Raw genomic sequence first — 19,614 nt, 5'->3', positions numbered from 1 at the left:
CCGCCCGGCCCAGGTCAGTGGCCGCGCTCGTACGGGTAGCCTTGGCAAACGTGTACCGGTTCCTGCTGACCCCGCGCTGGCTGGGCTATCTCGCGCTGACCCTGGTCGCCGCCGCGGTGATGGTGTTCCTCGGCAACTGGCAGCTGGACCGCTACCGCGGCCGTACGGCGATCAACGAGCGGATCGACGCCGGCACCACCATGACCCCCACGCCGCTACGCGACGCCCTGCCGGCCCCGGCCGGCGGCCCCGGCAGCACCGGCCCGGCCCCGGCCGAGCGGGTCACCTGGACCATGGCCACCGCCACCGGCCGGTACGACACCGCGAACCTCGTGCTGGTCCGTGGCCGGACGGTCGACACCGAGGTGGGCTTCGAGGTGCTCACCCCGCTGGTCCTCGCCGACGGCACCGCCGTGCTGGTCGACCGGGGCTGGATCCCGCCCGTTCCGGGCGCTGGCGCCACCGTCCAGCCGTCGGTGCCCGCCGCGCCGACCGGCGACGTGACGGTCACCGGCCGGGTGGTGTCCAGCGAGAGCGGCGGCGGCACGGTCGAGCGCCGCAACGGCAAGCTGGAGAGCCGGCGGATCAACATCCCCCGCATCGCCGGCCAGCTGCCGTACCCGGTGGCCGGCGGCTACCTGCTGCTCGACCAGCAGACACCCGCCGCCGACCCGGCGTTCCAGGCGGTCCCGATCGGGCACACCAACAACTGGCAGAACTTCGGTTACGTGGTCCAGTGGTGGCTCTTCGCCGGCATGAGCCTCGTCGGCTACGGCTGGGTGGCGCGCCGGGAGGCGCGGCAGGCGGCCGGCCTGGACAAGCCGCGCACGCCCGTCGACCGGGCCGCGGAGCCGGCCCCCAGCGCCTCGACCTGACCGGCCCGGAGCCCGGCCGCGGCCGGGGTTCGGCGGGCACCCGGGACATCGGGAACGCGGGTAGGGTCCCGGCCATGGTCAGCAACCGTGAGGGGTCCCGGTGACCTCTGATCCCACGCCTCCGCCGCCTGCGGAGCCACCGCTTCAGCCGACGTACGACCCGTGGACCGGTCTGCCGCCCGCTGACGCGCCGCCCACCGAGCGGTTCCCGGTGCCGCCGGCCGCGTCCCCGTTCTCCGCGCCGCCGGCCACCGCACAGTTCTCCGCGCCGCCGGCGCCGCAGTCCGTGGTGGCCGTACAGATCGGCGAGATCATGGTGACGCCGCCGGTGATCCGTACGCCGGCCGGCGTGCTGCCTCTCACCGGCGCCTCCTGGCACGTGGTCGACTACTGGCAGAAGGAGGAGAAGGTGGCGACCTGGGCGCTGGTCTGCGCCATTCTCGGCTTCTTCTGCCTGACCGTGTTCAGTCTGCTCTTCCTGCTGATCAAGGAGACCCGGCATCACGGGACCGTGCAGATCACGGTGACCAACGGCGGCCACCAGTACGTGGCCCGAATCCCGGTATTCGATCAGTTCCAGGTCCAGCAGATCAACAACCAGGTCAACTACGCCCGGTCCCTGTCGGTCGGCTGACCCCGACCGGTCCGCGCACAGGGCCGCCGCGTACCGGTCGGGTGCCGCGACGCTACGAACGTGATGACGTAAACGAGTCAGCGGCCCCAGTCCCGCACCGCACGATCAGCGATTCGTTCACGTCATCACGTTGTAGTCGGCGAAGGGACATGCCTGGCCGATCCCGCAGTGCGGGGCCGGGCGGTCAGGCAGAGACCGGTTCTTCGATCCGGAGGCCGCGGGCGCGGACCTCGTCGGCGACCCGGGTGAGCAGCGCGTCGAGTGCAACCAGCGTGGCGGAGAGATCGCCGAGCTGATCCTTGAGCGTGTCCTCGGACCACGCGGAGACATCGACGTCCCCCAGGGCACTGACGGCGGCCTGGAGCCGCACCATCTCGTCGTTCGTACGCATGTTCGAGAGGCTATAACAGCCCTACGCCCGACACACCGCAAACTCCGACATCCGGGCCGAAGTTACGGTTTCGACACCTTACTCCGGCTTCGCGCCCGCCTCGGCGACCTTGGCCAGCAGCAGCGCCTCGGCCAGGCAGACGCGGGCGAATTCGCCCAGGTGCAGGCTCTCGTTCGGCCCGTGCGCCCGGGCGTGCGGGTCCTCCACCCCGGTCACCAGGATCGCCGCCTCCGGAAACATCTCCTGGAAGGTGGCGATGAACGGGATCGAGCCGCCCACGCCGATGTCGACCGGGTCAACGCCGTCCCAGGCGCCCCGGAAGGCCGCCCGCGCCGCCTCGAACATCGGCCCGGTGGCGTCGATGACGCAGGGGAAACCGTCGTGCTCGAAGGTCACCGTGACCCGCGCGCCCCACGGCGCGTGCTTCTCCAGGTGGGTGGTGAGCGCGGCGTACGCCTTCTTCGGGTCGTCGCCCGGCGCCAGCCGCACGCTCAGCTTCGCCTTCGCCGACGGGACGAGCGCGTTCGGCGCCTCGGCGGTGGCCGGAGCGTCGATGCCGAGCACCGCGAGGGCCGGCTTGGTCCAGAGCCGGTCGGTGATCCGGCCGGTGCCGAAGAACTCGGCCCCCTCGACCAAGCCGGCCTCGGCGCGGAACCGGTCCTCCGGGTAGTCGACGGTCGCGCCCTCCCGGCCGACCAGCCCCTCGACCGCCACGTCACCCGCGTCGTCGTGCAGCGTGGCCAGCAGCCTGACCAGCGCGGTGAGGGCGTCCGGCACGGCGCCGCCGAACATGCCGCTGTGCACGGCGTGATCGAGGGTGCGCACCTCCACGAAACAGTTGACGATGCCGCGCAGCGAGGTGGTCAGCGCGGGCACGCCGACGTCCCAGTTGGTCGAGTCGGCGATCACGATGACGTCCGAGGCCAGCTCGTCGCGGTGCTCGGCGAGCAGCCGCTCCAGCGAGTCCGACCCGAACTCCTCCTCGCCCTCGATGAAGAGGACCACGCCGACCGGCAGCTGGTCACCGAACGCGCGCAGCGCGGCGATGTGCGCCATGATGCCGGCCTTGTCGTCGGCGGCGCCCCGGCCGTAGAGGCGGCCGTCCCGCTCCACCGGCTCGAACGGGTCGGACAGCCAGAGCGTCAGGTCGCCGACCGGCTGCACGTCGTGGTGGGCGTACATCATGACGGTCGGCGCGCCGGGCGGGGCCGGCTTCGTTCCGATCACCGCCGGCTGCCCGCCGGAACGCACGATCTTGGTGTCGAGGCCGCAGCCGCGCAGCAACTCGGCCACCGCCTCGGCGGAGCGTTCCACGTGCGAGTGGTCGAAACCGTCGAAGGCGATGCCCGGGATACGGACGAGGCGTTCCAGGTCGGCACGGACTCCGGGCAGCTCACGCTCGACGGCGGCCCGCAGCTCGGACTCGGACATGATCGGTGTGGTCATGACCGGCATCGTATGCCGGCCTTACCGGGCTCCACCTGCCGAGTCCGTGCCCAGCTCAAGGACGGCGCACGTAGTAGTGGTCGGGGGCGTGCGGCAACGTGGGGGCGGCGTCGACCACGAGGTCCGCCACGGCCTCGGTGTCGTCGGCCGCGAAGTGCGCCCGCTCACCGGCGTGCCAGCGGCGCAGCTCGGGCAGGATCTCCGCGCCATCGCGGGCGAGCGCCCGGGCCAGCCGCAGCTCCGCCGGCGCGGTGACGAAGACCGACAAGGTCAGCTCCGGCCGGATCGCGGCCCGCGCGGCGCTCACCCCCTCGATGATCAGCACCGGCCCGGCCGGCACCGGCACCTCCCGGTCCAGGAAGCAGCGCCGCACCCAGCTGTAGCGGCGGTACGCGCCGGGCCGGCCCGCGCGTACCGGCCCGAGCACCCACTGCTCAAGCCGGGGCCAGAAGGTGAGCTGGTCGTCCCAGCCGTCCAACAGGTCGTCGGTACGGACCACCGGTGGCCGGTCGCTGCCGGGCAACCCGGCGAAGGCGTCCGCGAGGCGCGCCGCGAAGACGCTCTTGCCCGCGCCGCTCGGCCCGTCGACCGCCACCAGTCGGGTACGCCCCAACCGCGCCGGCCCGGCCAGCACCCGCCGGGCCAGCCCGGCGTACCCCTCGACCACCCCCACCGTCACGGCACAGACGGTAGCCCGGCGTCCCCCGTCCGCTGGATCCTGCGGCTGAGCAGGCCGTTCGCCGGTCGGATCGGCGTCGCCACCGGCATCATCGGGTGGTGCTCCATGACGTGATATGTCCAGGCGTTGACGCCCTGCTGGAACAGGCCCGGTCCGGGCTCCGCCGGCTCACCCCGCACGAGGCCGTCGAGGCGGTCCGTCGTGGCGCGCTGCTGATCGACACGCGCCCGGAAGCCCAGCGCCGCACGCAGGGCGAACTGCCCGGCGCGATCGTCATCGAACGCAACGTGCTGGAGTGGCGGCTGGACCCGGCCAGCGCCTGGCGCATCCCGGAGGCGCTCGGGTACGACCGGCAGATCGTGGTGGTGTGCGCCGAGGGCTACAGCTCCAGCCTGGCGGCGGCCGGCCTGCAGGCGCTCGGCCTGCGCCGGGCCACGGACATGATCGGGGGCGTCCAGGGCTGGCGGGAGTCGGGCCTGCCGATGTCCGACCGCCCCGCCGACGTACGTCACTGAGGTGCGCCGGGTGGGACGAACGGCAGGCCCGGCGGTGCGCCGGACTCGATCAGCCGCCACAGGGCGTCGGTGTCCAGGTGCTCCTCGACCAGGTCGCCCAGCAGGTCCAGGGTCCGCTCGCGGGCGGCGGCGAACGCGGTGTCCGGGGCGACCTTGAAGCCGGTCCGGCCGGACAGCCGGGCGACCTCGGTGAGGAACCGGCGGCGGAACTCATCGGACTCGAAGGCCCCGTGCCAGTGGGTGCCGTGCACCGCGCCGAGCAGCGCTCCCTCGCCGACGCCGTCGGCGTACCGCAGCAGCGGCGGCAGGCCCGGGTCGGCGGCGGAGACGTAGCCGTGGTGGATCTCGTAACCCTCGACGGGGACGTCACCGGCGGCGGTGCCGGTGGCGCGGCGGACCGTCTTGCGCGGGTCAAAAGTGATCTCGATGGGCAGCAGCCCCAGCCCGGGGACGCTGCCCCGGCCGCTCTCCACCGGATCGTGGATGGCCCGGGCCAACATCTGGAACCCGCCGCAGATGCCGAGCAGCGGCCGACCGGCGGCGGCGTGCGCGGTGACGGCGTCGGCCAGACCGGTCTCCCGCAGCCAGGCCAGGTCGGCCACGGTCGACTTGGAGCCGGGCAGCACCACCAGGTCGGCGGCGGCCAGCTCGGCCGGCTCGATCGTCAACCGCACCCGGACTCCGGGCTCGGTCGCGAGCGCCTCGACGTCGGTGGCGTTGCTGATCCGGGGCAGCCGGACCACGGCCACGTCGAGCCAGTCGGTGCCCCGGGGCGCCGCCGGACGGCCGAGCACCCGGCCGTACGCGAGTGAGTCCTCGGCGTCCAGCCACAGGTCCAGCTCCCAGGGCAGCACCCCGTACGTGGGCCGGCCGGTGACCCGGTGCAGCATGTCCAGCCCCGGTTGGAGCAGCCCCACGTCGCCCCGGAACTTGTTGATCACGAAGCCGGCGACGAGGGCCTGGTCGGCCGGATCGAGCAGGGCGACGGTGCCGAACATCGAGGCGAACACGCCACCCCGGTCGATGTCGCCGACCACGATGGTGGGCAGCCCGGCCTGCCGGGCCAGCCCCATGTTCACATAGTCGCCGGCCCGTAGGTTGATCTCGGCCGGGCTGCCGGCGCCCTCGCAGATCACCACGTCGTACGCCGCCCGCAGCTCGGCCAACGCCCCGTAGGCGGTCTCAGCGAGACGGGGACGCAGTTGCCGGAAGTTGCCCGCGGTGACCGTGTCGACGGCCTCGCCGAGCAGCACCACCTGACTGGCGTGGTCGCTGCCCGGCTTGAGCAGCACCGGGTTGAAGCGCAGGTCGGGGGCGATCCCGCAGGCGGCGGCCTGCATCGCCTGGGCCCGGCCAATCTCGCCGCCGCGCCCGTCCGGGCCGACCACCACGGCCGAGTTGTTGGACATGTTCTGCGCCTTGAACGGGGCCACCCGGACGCCCCGGCGGCGCAGCCAACGACAGATGCCGGCGGTGAGCACGCTCTTGCCGGCGTCGGAGGTGGTGCCGGCGACCAGCAGCCCGCCGCTCACCGCCCACACCCCCGTTGCGCCGCACCGGCCACGGCTTGGCGCAGACGCCCGCCGGCCACGGCCCGGTGCAGCAGGGACCGGGCGACGGCGTTGACCAGGCGGCCGGCGGTCAGCGGGTAGGCCGCGGCGAGACCGAGCGCCGCCAGGCCGACCGCGCCGGAGATCCGGGCGGCCCGCCGCAGGTGCCCCGCCTCGGGCCGGGGCCCGTCGCCGAGGAAGGGACGCGTCTCGGTGCGCCCGAAGTAGACGTTGCGCCCGCCCAGCCGTACACCGAGCGCGCCGGCCATCGCCGCCTCGCACTGGCCCGCGTTCGGGCTCGGGTGGTCGTTGCGGTCCCGACGCCAGATCCGCCACGCGCTGCTCCGGTCGCCGTGCGCGGACGGCGCGACCGCGATGGTGAGCAGCCCGGTCAGCCGGGCCGGAGCCAGGTTGAGCAGGTCGTCCAGGCGGGCGGCCGGGGTGCCGAAGCGGGCGTAGCGGGGCGAGCGGTGCCCGACCATCGCGTCGAGCGTGTTCGCCGCCCGGTAGCCGAGCAGGCCGGGCAGCCCGGCGACCGCGCCCCAGACCAGCGGTGCGACGACCGCGTCGGAGGTGTTCTCGGCGACCGACTCGACGGTGGCGCGGGCCAGTTCCGGCTCGTCCAGCGTCGAGGGGTCCCGGCCACAGAGATGATTGAGCCGGCGACGGGCGGCGGGCAGGTCACCGTCGTCCAGCGACCGGGCCATCACCGTCGACTCGTGCCGCAGGGTATGCCCGCCCAGCACGGTCCAGGTGCCGGCGGCCACCACCGCCGCGCGGGCCAGCGGCCGACGCCGGGTGGCGAGCGTGGCGGCGACGCCGAGCAGCACCGGCGCACCGACGGCGAGCGCGGTGAACGCCGCTCCGGCCGACCGGTCCGGCCGGTAGATCCGCCGCTCCAGCGCCCCGGCCGCCCGACCGAAGCCGGCCACCGGATGCCACCGGCGAGGATCGCCCAGCAGCGAATCCAGGGCGTAACCCGCCACCAGTCCTGCCGCGTTCGCCATGGCGGTCGTCTGCCGCACCCGTCACCACCTCCGGCCGGCCAGCGTAGTCGTACGGGTGGGCTGGTCGATCGTGCCGCCGGTCGGCCTCAGCGGCAGCGACTGCTACTCGTCGCCCTCGGTGTCCGCGACTTCGCGGCGGTGCTCGGCAATCCAGCGCTCAACGTCTTCCGCGAGCCACACGCGCCCCTGTTCCAATTCGGCGACTGGCTCAGGGAAAGACCGACGCATGGTCAGTTCGTAGACACGCTGACGACTGATCCCTCCCAGGCGCACGCGGATTTCGTGCGTGCCCATTAATCGAAGCCGCGCCACGGTGCGACGGTTCCACACGGGTACCGGTCGCGTGACAGGCTGATGCGAGACTACCTGTCAGGGGTACGTGCCGCACGACCGGACACGCTGGGGTTATGCCGACACACCGACAGTCACCGCCGGACGCCGCCCCCGAGATCCGCTGGGTGATCCCCGCCCGCCCCGCGCCGTTGTCCGCGCACGTGGCGGACGGCCCGGCCTGGGTCTGCACCCAGTGCTGCCAGGACTGGCCCTGCGAGACGGTGCGCGCCGCGCCGACGACGGCCGAGCGCCGAGCGACCCTGATCCCCGAGTTCTCCCGGATCACCCGCCACGCGATCCGTGACCTTCGCGGCAGGCCGGGCGGCGTCGGCGTCGCCGCCCCGCCCCCTGAGGACGAACCGGTGGCTCAGGCCGGCACCGGCGTCCGCCGCCGACCTCGGCGGCCCGGACCGGCCGGGGTGACATCGTCGCCGCCGGTGGCCGCCTCGCCGGTGTCCTCGTCGGGCTCGTCGTTCCCCTCGTCGTCATCGTCGCCGCCGGCCGGCTCGTCGAACGGGTCCACCAGCCCGTCAAAGTCACTCGACGGCCCGTCCGGGGTGCCCGGCAGCCCGTGCCCGGCGCGCGCGCCGGTGAACTCCGGCGGCTCGAACTCGTCGTCGAACGGCCGGTCGTCGAGGGAGGCCGGCGCCTGCGCGGCCGGCACCGACTCGGTCGCCTCGCCGTGCACCCGGCGCTCCGCCTCGGCATCCTCGACGGTGCTGGTGGCCATGCCGGGCCGGTTGCGGAGAAAGCGGCCCCGGCCCCGGGACAGGTCGTGGCCGACCGCGACCGCCTCCAACTCGTAGAGGGTGCGGTGGTTGCCGGCGTCGTCGGTCCAGTCGCGGGTGTAGAGCCGGCCGGCGACGACCACCGGGTCGCCGACCATCACCGAGGCGGCCACCCCCTCGGCCAGCTTGCGCCAACAATTCACCCGCACCCGCAGGCTGTTGCCGTCGACCCAGCGGCCGCTGTCCCGGTCGAGGCGGCGAGCCGTGGACGCGACCTTGAAGTTGGCCACCAGGGTGTTGCTCTGCGTGGTGCGGCGCCACTCCGGCGCGGTCAGCACATTACCGACGATCGTTACATAGGTATCGAACATCGCCCCTCCCAGGACACTCGACTTGTCGGGCCGAGCCTCAACCGGCGGGAGCCCGGTCGCCAGCCGCACGACCCGCGCCTGTGGACGACGGAGCGGGCTGTGGACAACTGCCTGATCATGCTTCCGTCTGCTAAGGCCGCCTCCGGGAGCGCCGGGCCTACCGTCGGGTAGCGTCGCGGCGTACCGTCGCGGTCGTGGAACCCGACCTGCTGGGACCGCCCTACGAGCGGCAGACGATCGACCTCGGCGTCGACGACGAGGGTCCGGTCGTCGCGACCCTGGTACGCCGGCGGGCCGACCGCCCCACCCGCCGGGCCGTGCTCTACGTGCACGGCTACGTCGACTACTTCTTCCAGACCCACGTGGCCGACTTCTTCGCCGCGCGCGGCTGGGACTTCTACGCCCTCGACCTGCGCAAGTACGGCCGCAGCCTGCTCCCGCACCAGACCCCGAACTTCTGCCACGACCTGGGCGACTACTTCCCCGAGCTGGACGCCGCCGCCGAAATCATCCGGGGCGACGACGGGCACGACACGCTGCTCGCGATGGGCCACTCCACCGGCGGCCTGATCCTCTCGCTATGGGCGCACGCCCGCCGCGACGCCGGCCCGGTCGACGGGCTCTTCCTCAACAGCCCCTTCTTCGACCTCAACGCCCCCTGGCTGGTCCGTCGACCCCTCGCGGCCGCCGTCGCCCGGCTGGGCCGCCGGGCGCCGCACCGCGCCCTTCCGCTCGGGCTCGGCACCGTGTACGGCGAGAGCCTGCACGCCGACCACCGCGGCGAGTGGCGGTACGAGCTGGACTGGAAGCCGCTCGCCGGGTTCCCGGTGCGGGCCGGCTGGCTCAACGCGATCCGCGCCGGCCAGCGGCGGCTCCGGGCCGGCCTGGACATCCCGGTGCCGGTGCTGCTGGCCTGCTCCACCCGCAGCTACCGGGGCACCAGGTGGCACGATTCCGCCACCCTCGCCGACGCCGTGCTGGACGTGGAGCACATGGTGCGCTGGGCACCCCGGCTCGGCCGGCACGTCACCCTCGCCCGCTTCGACGGTGGGCTGCACGATCTGACGCTCTCCCGCCCCGCCGTACGGGAAAAGGTTCTCGCCGAGGCCGGGCGGTGGGCGGAGGCGTTCCTCGGCGTGGGGCCGACCGACCCGACGCCGGCCGGCCCGCCAGCGGCGCGCCGGACGGTGGAGGACCAGGCCGACGCGGCCGCCGAGGGCTGAGCCGAGACGTCAGCGATAGCCAGCCGTCGCCGCCGCGAGGGCTGACCTGATCCGGTCGAACGTCGCGATCCGGTGACCACCGCCCTCGGCGGGCAGCACCAGACCGAGGCAGTGCAGCGCCAGCTCCCCCTCGGGGCGCGTCTCGGCGCCGAACACGGGCGCGCCCACGTACCCCGCGGGCAGCTCGGTGGTGACGCGCAGGTCGTCGCCGTCCCGCACCACCCGCTCGATCACCGCTTCGAGGGGCCGCGACCCGTCGTCGGCCACGCCGAGCGCCAGCACGAACGCCGCGCTCGGGTCCGCGCCGACCCGGGCGACCGCGTCGGCCTGCGCGGCCACCGCGTCCGTCACCTGCTGGGTACGCCACCGCCAGCCCCGGTCCTCGGCGTACCCGTGCAACCCGCCGGTCGGCATGGCGGCCACGCCGACCTCCGGAAGGTGCAGCCACCGGTTGGCGAAATCGGGCAGCACGATGTGCTCTGACCCCGCGTCCGCCGGCTCCGTGATGCTCGGCCGCAGACCGATCTCCCCGTACGGCGCGTCAGCGATCGCGTCGGCGGTCAGCAGCCACTCGTGCACCACGTCCCCGTCGTCCGTGGCGCCGACCAGCTCGCTGTAGAAGAAGGCGGTGCCGAAGCCGTCGGCGGACGTTCCGGGGCGGTCGAACTGGCTCAGCGGCAAGATGGCACGCCCGAGCAGCTGACACAGCTCGTAGACGATCTCGTTCTCGGTTTCCTGATCGAGCAACATCCCGCAGAGGGTACAAACCGGGCCGGGCGGCCCGCAGGCGGGGCGTAACCCGGCAGCCGACCAGGGACAGTTCGTGCGACGCTGTGCACCGACGTGGCCGCGACCACCCGTTCCCCCGACGCGCCCGGGGGCGGCGGTACCCTCTTGGCGCAACACACCACGCGCGCCCGTAGCTCAGCGGATAGAGCAGGGGACTTCTAATCCCAAGGCCGCAGGTTCGAATCCTGCCGGGCGCACCACCGTCACCCCAGCTCAACGGCTTGTCATTCCTGGTCCAGTAGATCACCACGACTCCCGTACAGCCATTTGTACAGCCAAGTCAGCCGAAGAGATGCCTCGCAGCCTCATCGACGGCGGCCCGCTCGATCTCCGGCAGGACATGTGCGTAGGTGTTCATGGTCAGCCCGATCTGGCTGTGACCGAGCACCTTCATCACCGTCCGGGGCGACGCCCCGGAGACGAGCAGGAACGTGGCGCAGGCATGCCGCAGGTCATGCAGGCGCAGCCAGTCGAGGCCGGCGGCAGCCCGGATCTTGTGCCAGGTCCGGTCGATGTGATCCGGGTCCATGGGGGTGCCGACCTTGGACGGGAAGACCAGGCCGTGATCCTGCCACCGCTCCCCCGCCGCCAGTCGGTCCGCGGCTTGCTGCCGCCGATGAGTACGGAACAGGGCAAGGGTCTGCGCGGGCACCGGCACAGTCCGCCGCGATCGTTCCGTCTTGGGAGCCACGATCTGCAACCTGCCCTCGGCGCGCTGAACGGTTTGCCGAACGGTCAGGGTGCCGGCGTCGAAGTCGATGTCCGACCAGGCGAGCCCGAGCAGTTCCCCACGACGGAGCCCGACCGTCAGGGCACACACGTACAGCGCTTCGAGACGGTGCCCACGCAGCACGTCGAGCAGTCGCTTGGCCTCATCCACGCCCAGGGCGCGACGCTCGACCTGACGCATGGCCGGCGGGCGAACCGACTTCGCGGCGTTGCGGTGCACCAGTTCCTCCCGCTCCGCATCACCGAGCGAGTTCCGAATCAGGCCGTGAATGTGGCGGACCGTCGTTGCCGAAAGGCCGGCATCCGTCTTCTCCGCTAGCAGCCGGCGGATGACGGTCGGAGTCAGCTTGTCGAGCGCCAGCTTGCCTACGGTGGGACGGACGTGGTTCTCGATGAGCTTTCGGTAGCCCTGCAACGTCGACGGCCGGGTACCGTCGCGCTCCTTCATTAGCACCCACTCATCCAGCCACTCCCCGACCGTGCGAGGCGCAGCCGCGAGGTTCTGCCCCTGCTCCTGGCGGCGGCGAAGGTCAGCCAGCTTGCCGAGCACTTCCCGCTCCGTCTTGCCGTAGACCCATTTCCGGGACCGCCTGCCTGCACCCCAGCCCAGATCGAGCACCGCCGCGAAGCCGTCCCGGTACTTGAAGACCGATCCCTCACCATGAGACCGGCGACGCTTGCCGCTCATGCCGCGAATTCCTCCGTTGCTGAAAGAAGTTCCTCGATCGCCACGACCGGAATGAGGCGAGCCCGACCGAGCTTCACCGACCGCAAACGCCCAGACCGCATCAGGACGTACACGGTGTCCCGGCACACCCCCAGCAGGGCGGCAGCCTCAGCCGGTCGGACGCTCTTCTTCTCGATCACGCTGCTGTCGTCCCTTCCGCGCTCGGTCGATCTGAACCAGTTGCCGAAACATCGGGCGGCGCATCGGCAGCCCGTTTCGCGGCGTCGAGTTGGGCGCGCCATTGGATGCGTTCGGAGATGGCGCGGAGGACTCGGTGGCCGAGGGGTGGTACGTCGGGGTCGGTGGGTTTGGCGAGTTCCCAGGCGTGTCGCTGTTCGCCGCCAAGCGGGGCGGTGGTGGCGTCGGTGGTGACGCCGAGCAGTGCCTTGACCCACTCCTTCCGGTCGGCCCGATGATCCGCGAGAGTCTTCCCCGACCACTGCCGCGAGATCAGGACCCGCCGGCCGCCGATGCCGAGGGTTTCCCGCTTGTGGACCTTGTTCTTGCAGTTGCCCGGCTTCAACCCGGGTCGGGCCTTCTTCGGTTGGATGCCGTAGAGCAGCCAGTTGGCGCACCGCTCCGAACACGGGGTGTGCCGCAGCTCCTGCCAGAGCCGTTCGAGGTGGGCGCGTTGCCGGCCGGTGGTTACGTCGTGGCAGTCGGCGGCTTGCTTGGTGAGGTACTTGGTGATGTAGCCGACGCACCGGTCGGCGTCCTTGGTGCCGGCGAGCACGCCCTTGGCGTCGACCTGGGTGCCGAAGCGGACGACGTGCACGGGTTCGGCGTCGGGGTCGGCGTCGACCAGGTCCAGAGCGTCATCCCACGAAGGCAGCAGTTCACCCGAGTCCGGGTCGGTGTAGCCGCCCGCGGTCGCGTCCCACTGCGGCGCCATCCCCGGTTCGTAGACCAGCTCGGTGGCGGGTGGCCACCACACTTGGTGGTACGTCGCGGCAGCCACCTGGCGGACGAGTGCCCGGGGGATGGTGCCGCGCATGGCGAAGTGGGCGTGAGGGGCAAGCCGGCGTTGCGGTTCGACCGCGCCCGCGTATTGGACGTTCCAGCCCACGGCGCGGCGTAGGTTTTGCCAGAACCGGTCTAGGAGGCGGGGGAAGTGCACGGCGTCCCAGGCGGCCCGCCGGTAGTCGTAGCTGTCGGGGTCGACGGGGGTGCCGTCGGAGTGGACCCGGCCGTAGGAGCCGAGGGTGAGGGTGAGGAACATCGACGGCCGGAACACCTGCCCGCCATGCCCTTCGTAGGTGCGGCCCACCGTCCGGTTTTCGACGGGGAGGCGGGGCAGGTCCGGGGCATCCTGCCGCCGTTTGGTGGAGCGGACCCGGCGCTTGCCGTCGCCGTCGCCGTCGTCCTGGTCGTGGCTGGCGTGGGGCGGGGCGGGTCGGCCGCGCATGCCTTCGGTGGTGATCTGGCCTTCCAGTTCCCCGATGGCGTCGTCCAGGTCCGCGACCTGATCCCACTGCGACGCGCGAGCCGCTTCATCGCGGGCGAACTCCAGGTGAGCCCGGGCCACGATCAGCCCGCGTTGCGCCTCGGTGGCGGGTTGGGGGCCGGGGTCGGGTTCGTCGGTACGGTGCCAGCCTTCCCGGATTTGCTGTTGCCGTAGCTTCCTCGCCCGCTTGGCGCAGGCTGGGCACTTGGCTTCCTGCGTCGCGCCGCAGGGCATGTCGATGACCTCAGTCTGACCCGAGTCGAGATCGGTGCGGCGCAGGGAGACGGGGCGGGTGCAGACGCCGTAGTCGGCGGCCAGGTCCTTGACCACGTCGACGGAGCGGGGCATGAGCATCCGGGCGGCCCGGGAGCCCGGCCGAGGCTCCACCGGGGTGGCGGGGCCGAGGCCGGGCAGCGTCGGGGCGAGCGTCATCGGCCCACCTCCACCGAGGCGAGGTTGCGGACCCGGACGGCGGGACGGGGGTCGGCGGTCGCGTGGTCATCCCGGCGGGGGTCGAACACGGCGACGCCCGTGCCGGTGGTCTTCGCCCGGTACATCGCGGCGTCAGCGGCGGCGAGGGCAGCCGGGAGGCCGGCCGGGCTGGCGGGGGCAAGGCCGATGCTGGCGGTCACCGACACGACGACACCGGAAGGCAGCCGGACGGGTGCGGCGATCGCGGCGGCGAGGTGCCGGACCGCGTGCGTCGGGTCAGAGTCGAGCAGGAGCGCGGCGAACTCGTCCCCGCCGAGCCGAGCGGCGACGCCGTGGACGGTGCGCAGCCGGTGAGCGACGACGGTCAACACGATGTCGCCTGCGGCGTGGCCGTGGGTGTCGTTGACGGGCTTGAAGCCGTCCAGGTCGATCACGACCACCCACGGGCGGTGCGGGGCGAGCTGGGTCCAGGCGGCGGCGAGGCCGGCGCGGTTGGCGATCCCGGTGAGCGGGTCGCGGAGGGTGGCGCGTTGGAGGGCGGCGAGTTCGTAGCGGGCGACGGAGAGCCGGTACTGATCCCAGCAGAACAGGGCGAGGCCGGCGACCAGGAACACGCCGGACAGCAGGTGGTCAGTCATCGGGTGACCTCCCGGGTCAGCGGGGTGCCGTTGCGGCGGGCGAACGCGGTCGACGGGACCGGGGCCAGGACCGGGATGACCGGGGCAGCCGGGGCCGGGTCGGTGGGGACGGTGACGGTGGGGACGGTGGCAGTGAGGACGGTGGCGGTGGGGATCGGGTCCGGGTCGGCCGGGACCGGGACCGTAGTCGAGTTGGCCGGGACGTGGCCCGGGCCGGGCACGGCCGGGCGGCTCTCGCGGCGGATGAGGGCGCGCATGTGCACGGCGAGGCCGGCGACGGCCGGCGGGAGCGCGCCGACGACGGCAGCGAGGATCGGTTGCCAGATGGTCCGGTCGGTGGCCGGTTGCGCCGACCAGACGGCCAGGGCGTGATAGGCGGACTGCGCGGCGACGCCGATGCCGGCAGCGGCGTAGGTGTTGATCCGGGCGAACTCCGCCACCCGGGCCGGGACCGGGGCCATCCACAGGACCAGGGCGACGACGACGTAGCCGTCAACGGCGACGGGCATCAGCCAGGCGAGGTCGGCCGCCATGTCGAGGAAGGGCAGGTGGAGTTTGGCGGAGAAGCCGGCGAGGCGGGCCATGGCGATCCAGGTAGCCGCCGACAGGCCGAACGAGGCCGACAGCACCGCCCAGGAGGCAGCGGCAGCCATGCGCGGCTCACCCGTGACCGGACCGGTGGTGGTAGGCGTGGTGGTCATGCGGCACCGTCCAGGACTTCGCCGTCGATGACGCGGAGTCGGCCGTAGGTGTGGGCCATGTCGCGGATCTCGTCGTCGGTCAGGTAGGAGAAGCGGACCCGCATCGGGGTCGGGTTGCCGTCGATGGCCACGAACCCGACACCTGGTAGGGACTGCGGGATGCGGTCGCACAGTGCGCCCCGATCGCGCATCCCGTCGCCAAGGACGAGGTCCACCTGAGCGGCTTCGGCCAGCCGCAGGCCGATGCGGGTGGGGAAGAGGTCGCGGAACGGCAGCACCTCTTTGCGGGGGTCCTGGATGGCGGCGACGACGTGGACGCCGACGGCGCGGCCCTGGGACAACAGGATGGACAGGGCGGCCTTGATCCGGTCTTTCAACTGGCGGTCGGTCAGGTAGGCGGTCAGGTTCGCCAGCTCATCGATCACCAGGACGATCAGCGGCTCATCCGGGGTCGGGGTGTGCTGGCGGGTCCGGCCGTACAGGTTGGCGGCGCGGTCCTTGGCGACGGTGGCGGCTTCCTCGATCAGCTCGCACATCGCGGCGTAGTCCTTGCGGGCGAACCGGGTGAACATCGGCGCGCCCATCCCGAGTTCCATGCCGCCCTTGGGGTCCAGGCCCCAGATCTGCACCAGGCCGGAGGCGACCCCGGCGGCGAGGGACCGGACCACGGACCAGATCACGGAGCCCTTCCCCGAACCCGTGGCACCCACGACCAGGACTTGCGTGCCGAACAGGCGCAGGTCGTAGCAGTCGCCGTCTTCCCGCCGGCCCACGGGCAGGGCGGTGAACTCGGGCACGGCCGGCACGGGCAGCGGGCGGACGAGCTTGGCGAGGGGGTCACCGCGGAACAGGTGCAGCAGCACCACATCGGGCCGGTTGCTGGGCGTGGCCTTGACCTGCCGGACGCCGAAGGTGTGGGCGAGGCGTTCGGCCACCTTGGCGAAGTCGTCGGGAATCTGGCCGGTGACCATCCGTACCGTAACCACGTCGACGCCGGCACCGCAGCGGACCGTCTTGAGGACGGGGAGAACGGTGTGTCGGTCGAAGGCCACGGCGAGTTTGGCGGTGGCCATCGCGGCGTGCCAGCGGTGCCGGTAGACCATCCGCCGGTACCGGGACAGCACCGGCCACCAGCCGAAGCGCAGGAACGACGGCCGATGCCCGTACCACCAGCCGGCAGCGGCCGACCCGACACCGCCCACGGTCAGGGCGGGACCAGCCCACCCGTACTCGGCGTAGAGCCAGGTCAGGCCGGTGGCCGGGGCGGTCACGTACCAGTACCGGCCGGCAAGGACCGTCATCCGGCCCACGGCCTTGGCACCCCACCACGACAACGCCAGCCACAGCGGGATACGCACGAACGGCGTCCGCACGTTCAGCGGAGCCGGATCGATCCGCTCACCACGGATCACGTTCACCAACGGCATCGCTCAGCCCTCCCCCACCGTGGCGAACAGCGATGCCTGACCCGGCACGCTGGCACGACGGACCAGCCGGCGGCGCATCGGACGGGCAGGGACGAGCGCGGCCAGGTCGACCGGCCCCGACTCCGGGGCGGGAACGTGACGGGTCATGGTCGGCAGCCACCGGCCACGCCCGAGCACCGCGCGCAGGTCCACCCGGTCGGAGACGTGCGGAGCGATCAGATCCGGGTCCAGGTGGCGCAGCTTCACCACCGTCCGCGCCAGAGCAGCAGCGGCGGCGGAGATCTCGACCAAGGCGGCTACGCGGACGGCGTCGGCGGGAACAGTGGTGTAGACCTCACGGACGGCCCGGATGCCAGGACCGGCGAGGCGCATCACGGTGCGACGGTGCGTCTTGCGACGCGGGGCGGGACGCGGGTTCCCGACGATGCGGGCAGCGTCAGCTAGCGTGGGCATCAGCCCAACTCCTTTCGAGGGAGAACAGGTGAAGCGCGGGGCGGGTGTCGACTTGGCGGAAGAGGCCCGCCCCGCGCATCCGAATCTGGTCAGGCCGCCTGCTTCACGTCGGCGGGCTCGGTCATCGCCCCGGCGCGGATCGACCACGCCTGACGCGCCCGGCACTTCCCCGAGCCCTTGCACCGCTGCGAGTCGACGTACGGCGTCAGCGTCACGTCGGTGAACTCCACCGCCGGCGGATAGCCCTGGATCTTCGACGCGGGCGGCACCGGCTGCACCGGGGCGGCGATCTTCACCTTGACCTCCTTGGACGCGCCGAACTTCCCGGCCTCGGGGTCCAGGTCGAGGACCTTGACCACCCACAGGCGCTCGCCCGTGTCCTTGTCGCGGGCCTGGTCGTCGCCCTGGCCGCGCTTGTCGAAGTCCGTCACCGGCTCCACACCCAGGCACAGCGCGCCGTGCGGGAAGACGTAGTCGAACGGAACCGGAACCTTGATCGTGTTCGGGACAGCCATGCCCCTGCCTCCTAGTTCAGTCGGCCGGCTTCCCCGGCCTTGACCTCTGGCGCGCCGGGTTTCCGGCGCACTTCGATGATGCTCGCTATCTCGCGCACCGTCAAGCAATTGCGCGCAATTGCTCTAGACTTGATGTCGCCAGGTTCCGTCACCCGCACCAGATCGCCCCGGTTGCCCTAATCGGCAGCCGGGGCGATTGCGTGAAGATGCGCGACAGTGCAGCATCGAGGTATCTGCGCCACGAGGCGCAGCGACGGAAGGGGTCTGAGGATGCGTGACCTGGAGTTCCTGTGGAAGGACGCCACCTCTGGCGGCGGCGGGTGCCCGGCGCTGTACAAGACCGAGGGCGGCTACGTCGTGCAGGGGATCAAGCTGGATGACGCGACCCGCGCACAGCTCCGCCAGTTGGCCGACGACGAGGACGGCGTGTTCGTCCCGGCCAACGTGCTCGACCGACTGCGCGAGATCGGTTGAGCATGGGTATCCCGCTCACCGATGACGAGTTCGCCGAGCAGCTCCGAACGTTCGACCACACCGCGTTCCGGCTGGAGCTTCAGCCGGCGTACCTGGAGCCCAGCGAGCACGACACGGTGGCGAAGTTCCTGGCCGGCGACCCGGAGCCGCCGACGGAGGTTCCCGGGCTTGCTGCCTGGTTCGAACAGATCACCGCGTTGACGCAGCAGGGCAAGCGGATCGAACGCGTGCGGGTGCACGAGGACCCGCCGACCGAGTACCAGCGGTGGGAACGTTGGATCGGCCGGTGGAACGTCGAAGCCGGCGAAGAGATCCACTACCTCACACGGGCGAGGGCGCACGAGATTGGTTTGCTGCCCGCAGCCGGCAAGGTCGACTGGTGGTTGCTCGACTCCAGCCGACTCATCATGATGCGGTTTGACGAGGTAGGCCACCGGATCAGCAACGAACTGGTGACCGACCCGCCGACCGTGGTGCAGGCGTGTGCGTGGCGGGACCTGGCAGTCCACTACGCCGCTCCGACCAACGCACGGAGCGCAGCCGCCTAGCACAAGGGAGTCATCCCGTGAACCCGATCGAAGAATGGCTGACCCAGCCCGAAGGACTGGCCGATCGCCTGCGTGCCCTGCGCACGCAGGCCGGCCTGTCCGGCAAGCAGCTCGCCGAGGCGAACGGTTGGGCACCATCGAAGGTCTCCCGGCTGGAGAACGGCCGACAGATGCCAGCCCCCGCCGACATTCACGCGTGGGCGCGTGCCTGCGGGGCCGACGACACCGCCGCTCAGGAACTACTGCGGATGCTCGGTGAAGTCCAGGCCGTGCACCGCGACTGGCGTCGCCGGATGCGCCAAGGACAGGCCGCCGTCCAGGACAGCTACAACCAACTCGTCGCCGAGTCCCGCCTGATCCGGCACTTCGAGACCGTGTACGTACCGGGCCTGCTCCAGACCGCCGACTACGCGCGCCGAGTCCTCACCGAGATGGTCGAGCTGCACAGCCTCGACATCGCGGACGTGGATGCCGCCGTAGCCACCCGGATGCAGCGCCAGCAGCTTCTCTACGACACCAACAAGCGGTTCGAGTTCCTGCTAGCCGAACCCGTGCTGCGGTGGCTCCTGTGCCCGTCCGATGTCATGCGCGGCCAACTCGACCGCCTGCAAACCGTGGTCGGCGTGCCGAACATCCGCTTCGGCATCCTGCCGCTCGGCGTCCCACTCGCCACCACCCCGCAGAACTCCTTCCAGATGTACGACGACGTAGCCATCGTGGAAACCTTCGTCGGCGAGACCACCCACCGCGACGACGAAGCCGCCGCATACGCCAAGGCCAGCGAACGACTCTGGAACGAAGCTGTCACCGGAGAAGACGCCCGCAGGCTCATCGTTCGCGCCGCCCAGGATCTCCCGAGCTAGGCACGCCCAAGCGTCACAGACGTCTGCCTAGTACGGCAGCCGCCGTTCGGGATCATGGCTGAAGTTCGGCGTTGAGGCGTCGTTTGTAGTGGGCTCGTCGGGCTCGGGCTTGATGCCGGCGT

Annotated in this window: 22 protein-coding genes, 1 tRNA gene and 1 pseudogene; 8 read left to right on the top strand and 16 right to left on the bottom strand. The window is 71.9% G+C overall.

Going from position 1 to position 19,614, the window contains the following annotated elements:
* The first annotated feature begins 50 nt into the window (after nt 1–50).
* Both ABZ671_RS19120 and ABZ671_RS19115 read left to right on the top strand, forming a co-directional pair.
* Entirely contained in the window at nt 51–875 is an 825-nt protein-coding gene (locus ABZ671_RS19120) for an SURF1 family protein (RefSeq protein ID WP_357859429.1), read from the top strand.
* 100 nt (nt 876–975) lie between these two features.
* Nucleotides 976–1,509: a hypothetical protein gene (locus ABZ671_RS19115; RefSeq protein ID WP_357859426.1), complete on the top strand. Its 534-nt coding sequence runs from the start codon at nt 976–978 to the stop codon at nt 1,507–1,509.
* A gap of 184 nt (nt 1,510–1,693) precedes the next feature.
* On the opposite strand, the gene ABZ671_RS19110 is transcribed toward ABZ671_RS19115, so the two are convergent.
* The 3 genes and pseudogenes from ABZ671_RS19110 to ABZ671_RS19100 all read right to left on the bottom strand — a co-directional run bounded on the left by ABZ671_RS19110 (nt 1,694) and on the right by ABZ671_RS19100 (nt 4,204).
* Nucleotides 1,694–1,900, bottom strand: a complete 207-nt coding sequence (locus tag ABZ671_RS19110; RefSeq protein WP_357859422.1) for a hypothetical protein — start codon at nt 1,898–1,900, stop codon at nt 1,694–1,696.
* A gap of 78 nt (nt 1,901–1,978) precedes the next feature.
* Nucleotides 1,979–3,331, bottom strand: a complete 1,353-nt coding sequence (locus tag ABZ671_RS19105; RefSeq protein ID WP_357859620.1) for a dipeptidase — start codon at nt 3,329–3,331, stop codon at nt 1,979–1,981.
* Nucleotides 3,294–4,204: pseudogene (locus tag ABZ671_RS19100) on the bottom strand (hypothetical protein). The gene ABZ671_RS19105 and the pseudogene ABZ671_RS19100 overlap by 38 nt, the downstream one beginning before the upstream one ends.
* Between ABZ671_RS19100 and ABZ671_RS19095 the strand changes: the two are divergent.
* Nucleotides 4,139–4,540, top strand: a complete 402-nt coding sequence (locus ABZ671_RS19095) for a rhodanese-like domain-containing protein (RefSeq protein ID WP_357859617.1) — start codon at nt 4,139–4,141, stop codon at nt 4,538–4,540. The pseudogene ABZ671_RS19100 and the gene ABZ671_RS19095 overlap by 66 nt on opposite strands.
* On the opposite strand, the gene ABZ671_RS19090 is transcribed toward ABZ671_RS19095, so the two are convergent.
* The 4 genes from ABZ671_RS19090 to ssb all read right to left on the bottom strand — a co-directional run bounded on the left by ABZ671_RS19090 (nt 4,534) and on the right by ssb (nt 8,529).
* Complete coding sequence (locus ABZ671_RS19090) at nt 4,534–6,072, bottom strand: cobyric acid synthase (protein WP_357859419.1); 1,539 nt, start codon at nt 6,070–6,072, stop codon at nt 4,534–4,536. The genes ABZ671_RS19095 and ABZ671_RS19090 overlap by 7 nt on opposite strands.
* Complete coding sequence (locus tag ABZ671_RS19085) at nt 6,069–7,097, bottom strand: cobalamin biosynthesis protein (protein WP_357859614.1); 1,029 nt, start codon at nt 7,095–7,097, stop codon at nt 6,069–6,071. The genes ABZ671_RS19090 and ABZ671_RS19085 overlap by 4 nt, the downstream gene beginning before the upstream one ends.
* Nucleotides 7,098–7,199: 102 nt before the next feature.
* On the bottom strand, nt 7,200–7,391 hold the full coding sequence (locus ABZ671_RS19080; protein WP_357859611.1) for a DNA-binding protein: 192 nt from the start codon (nt 7,389–7,391) through the stop codon (nt 7,200–7,202).
* Between the two features lie 406 nt (nt 7,392–7,797).
* Nucleotides 7,798–8,529 (bottom strand): single-stranded DNA-binding protein, encoded by a 732-nt coding sequence (ssb, locus tag ABZ671_RS19075; protein ID WP_357859416.1) that lies wholly within the window; start codon nt 8,527–8,529, stop codon nt 7,798–7,800.
* A gap of 194 nt (nt 8,530–8,723) precedes the next feature.
* On the opposite strand from ssb, the gene ABZ671_RS19070 reads away from it, so the two are divergent.
* The gene (locus ABZ671_RS19070; protein WP_357859413.1) at nt 8,724–9,752 is read left to right on the top strand and encodes an alpha/beta hydrolase; all 1,029 of its coding nucleotides are present in this window, start codon (nt 8,724–8,726) and stop codon (nt 9,750–9,752) included.
* 9 nt (nt 9,753–9,761) lie between these two features.
* On the opposite strand, the gene ABZ671_RS19065 is transcribed toward ABZ671_RS19070, so the two are convergent.
* On the bottom strand, nt 9,762–10,502 hold the full coding sequence (locus ABZ671_RS19065) for a hypothetical protein (protein ID WP_357859410.1): 741 nt from the start codon (nt 10,500–10,502) through the stop codon (nt 9,762–9,764).
* Nucleotides 10,503–10,665: 163 nt separating this feature from the next.
* Here ABZ671_RS19065 and ABZ671_RS19060 point away from each other — a divergent pair.
* Nucleotides 10,666–10,741 (top strand) — tRNA-Arg (locus ABZ671_RS19060).
* Between the two features lie 80 nt (nt 10,742–10,821).
* On the opposite strand, the gene ABZ671_RS19055 is transcribed toward ABZ671_RS19060, so the two are convergent.
* From ABZ671_RS19055 to ABZ671_RS19020, 8 genes are all read right to left on the bottom strand, one after another.
* On the bottom strand, nt 10,822–11,820 hold the full coding sequence (locus ABZ671_RS19055; protein ID WP_357859407.1) for a site-specific integrase: 999 nt from the start codon (nt 11,818–11,820) through the stop codon (nt 10,822–10,824).
* Between the two features lie 134 nt (nt 11,821–11,954).
* Nucleotides 11,955–12,134 carry a helix-turn-helix domain-containing protein gene (locus tag ABZ671_RS19050; RefSeq protein WP_357859608.1) on the bottom strand — a complete coding sequence of 60 codons (180 nt, stop codon included), beginning with the start codon at nt 12,132–12,134 and terminating at the stop codon, nt 11,955–11,957.
* Complete coding sequence (locus tag ABZ671_RS19045; protein ID WP_357859404.1) at nt 12,134–13,873, bottom strand: replication initiator; 1,740 nt, start codon at nt 13,871–13,873, stop codon at nt 12,134–12,136. The genes ABZ671_RS19050 and ABZ671_RS19045 overlap by 1 nt, the downstream gene beginning before the upstream one ends.
* Entirely contained in the window at nt 13,870–14,511 is a 642-nt protein-coding gene (locus tag ABZ671_RS19040) for a GGDEF domain-containing protein (protein ID WP_357859401.1), read from the bottom strand. The genes ABZ671_RS19045 and ABZ671_RS19040 overlap by 4 nt, the downstream gene beginning before the upstream one ends.
* Nucleotides 14,508–15,212, bottom strand: a complete 705-nt coding sequence (locus ABZ671_RS19035) for a hypothetical protein (protein ID WP_357859398.1) — start codon at nt 15,210–15,212, stop codon at nt 14,508–14,510. The genes ABZ671_RS19040 and ABZ671_RS19035 overlap by 4 nt, the downstream gene beginning before the upstream one ends.
* Nucleotides 15,209–16,639 carry an FtsK/SpoIIIE domain-containing protein gene (locus ABZ671_RS19030; RefSeq protein ID WP_357859395.1) on the bottom strand — a complete coding sequence of 477 codons (1,431 nt, stop codon included), beginning with the start codon at nt 16,637–16,639 and terminating at the stop codon, nt 15,209–15,211. The genes ABZ671_RS19035 and ABZ671_RS19030 overlap by 4 nt, the downstream gene beginning before the upstream one ends.
* Nucleotides 16,640–16,642: 3 nt before the next feature.
* Nucleotides 16,643–17,092 (bottom strand): hypothetical protein, encoded by a 450-nt coding sequence (locus ABZ671_RS19025; protein ID WP_357859392.1) that lies wholly within the window; start codon nt 17,090–17,092, stop codon nt 16,643–16,645.
* Nucleotides 17,093–17,181: 89 nt separating this feature from the next.
* The gene (locus tag ABZ671_RS19020; RefSeq protein WP_357859389.1) at nt 17,182–17,607 is read right to left on the bottom strand and encodes a hypothetical protein; all 426 of its coding nucleotides are present in this window, start codon (nt 17,605–17,607) and stop codon (nt 17,182–17,184) included.
* Between the two features lie 270 nt (nt 17,608–17,877).
* Here ABZ671_RS19020 and ABZ671_RS19015 point away from each other — a divergent pair, with 270 nt between their 5' ends.
* From ABZ671_RS19015 to ABZ671_RS19005, 3 genes are read left to right on the top strand one after another with little or no spacing between them, the layout of a single operon-like run.
* A complete protein-coding gene (locus tag ABZ671_RS19015; RefSeq protein ID WP_357859387.1) occupies nt 17,878–18,081 on the top strand; it encodes a lipid A biosynthesis lauroyl acyltransferase in 204 nt (67 codons plus the stop codon).
* 2 nt (nt 18,082–18,083) lie between these two features.
* The gene (locus tag ABZ671_RS19010) at nt 18,084–18,629 is read left to right on the top strand and encodes a DUF6879 family protein (RefSeq protein ID WP_357859384.1); all 546 of its coding nucleotides are present in this window, start codon (nt 18,084–18,086) and stop codon (nt 18,627–18,629) included.
* 17 nt (nt 18,630–18,646) lie between these two features.
* Nucleotides 18,647–19,492: a helix-turn-helix transcriptional regulator gene (locus tag ABZ671_RS19005; RefSeq protein ID WP_357859381.1), complete on the top strand. Its 846-nt coding sequence runs from the start codon at nt 18,647–18,649 to the stop codon at nt 19,490–19,492.
* Nucleotides 19,493–19,614 lie beyond the last annotated feature (122 nt).

The sequence above is a fragment of the Micromonospora sp. NPDC006766 genome (genome assembly GCF_040636055.1).
Classification (GTDB): Bacteria; Actinomycetota; Actinomycetes; order Mycobacteriales; family Micromonosporaceae; genus Micromonospora.
This window is presented reverse-complemented; position numbering and strand designations above follow the sequence as displayed.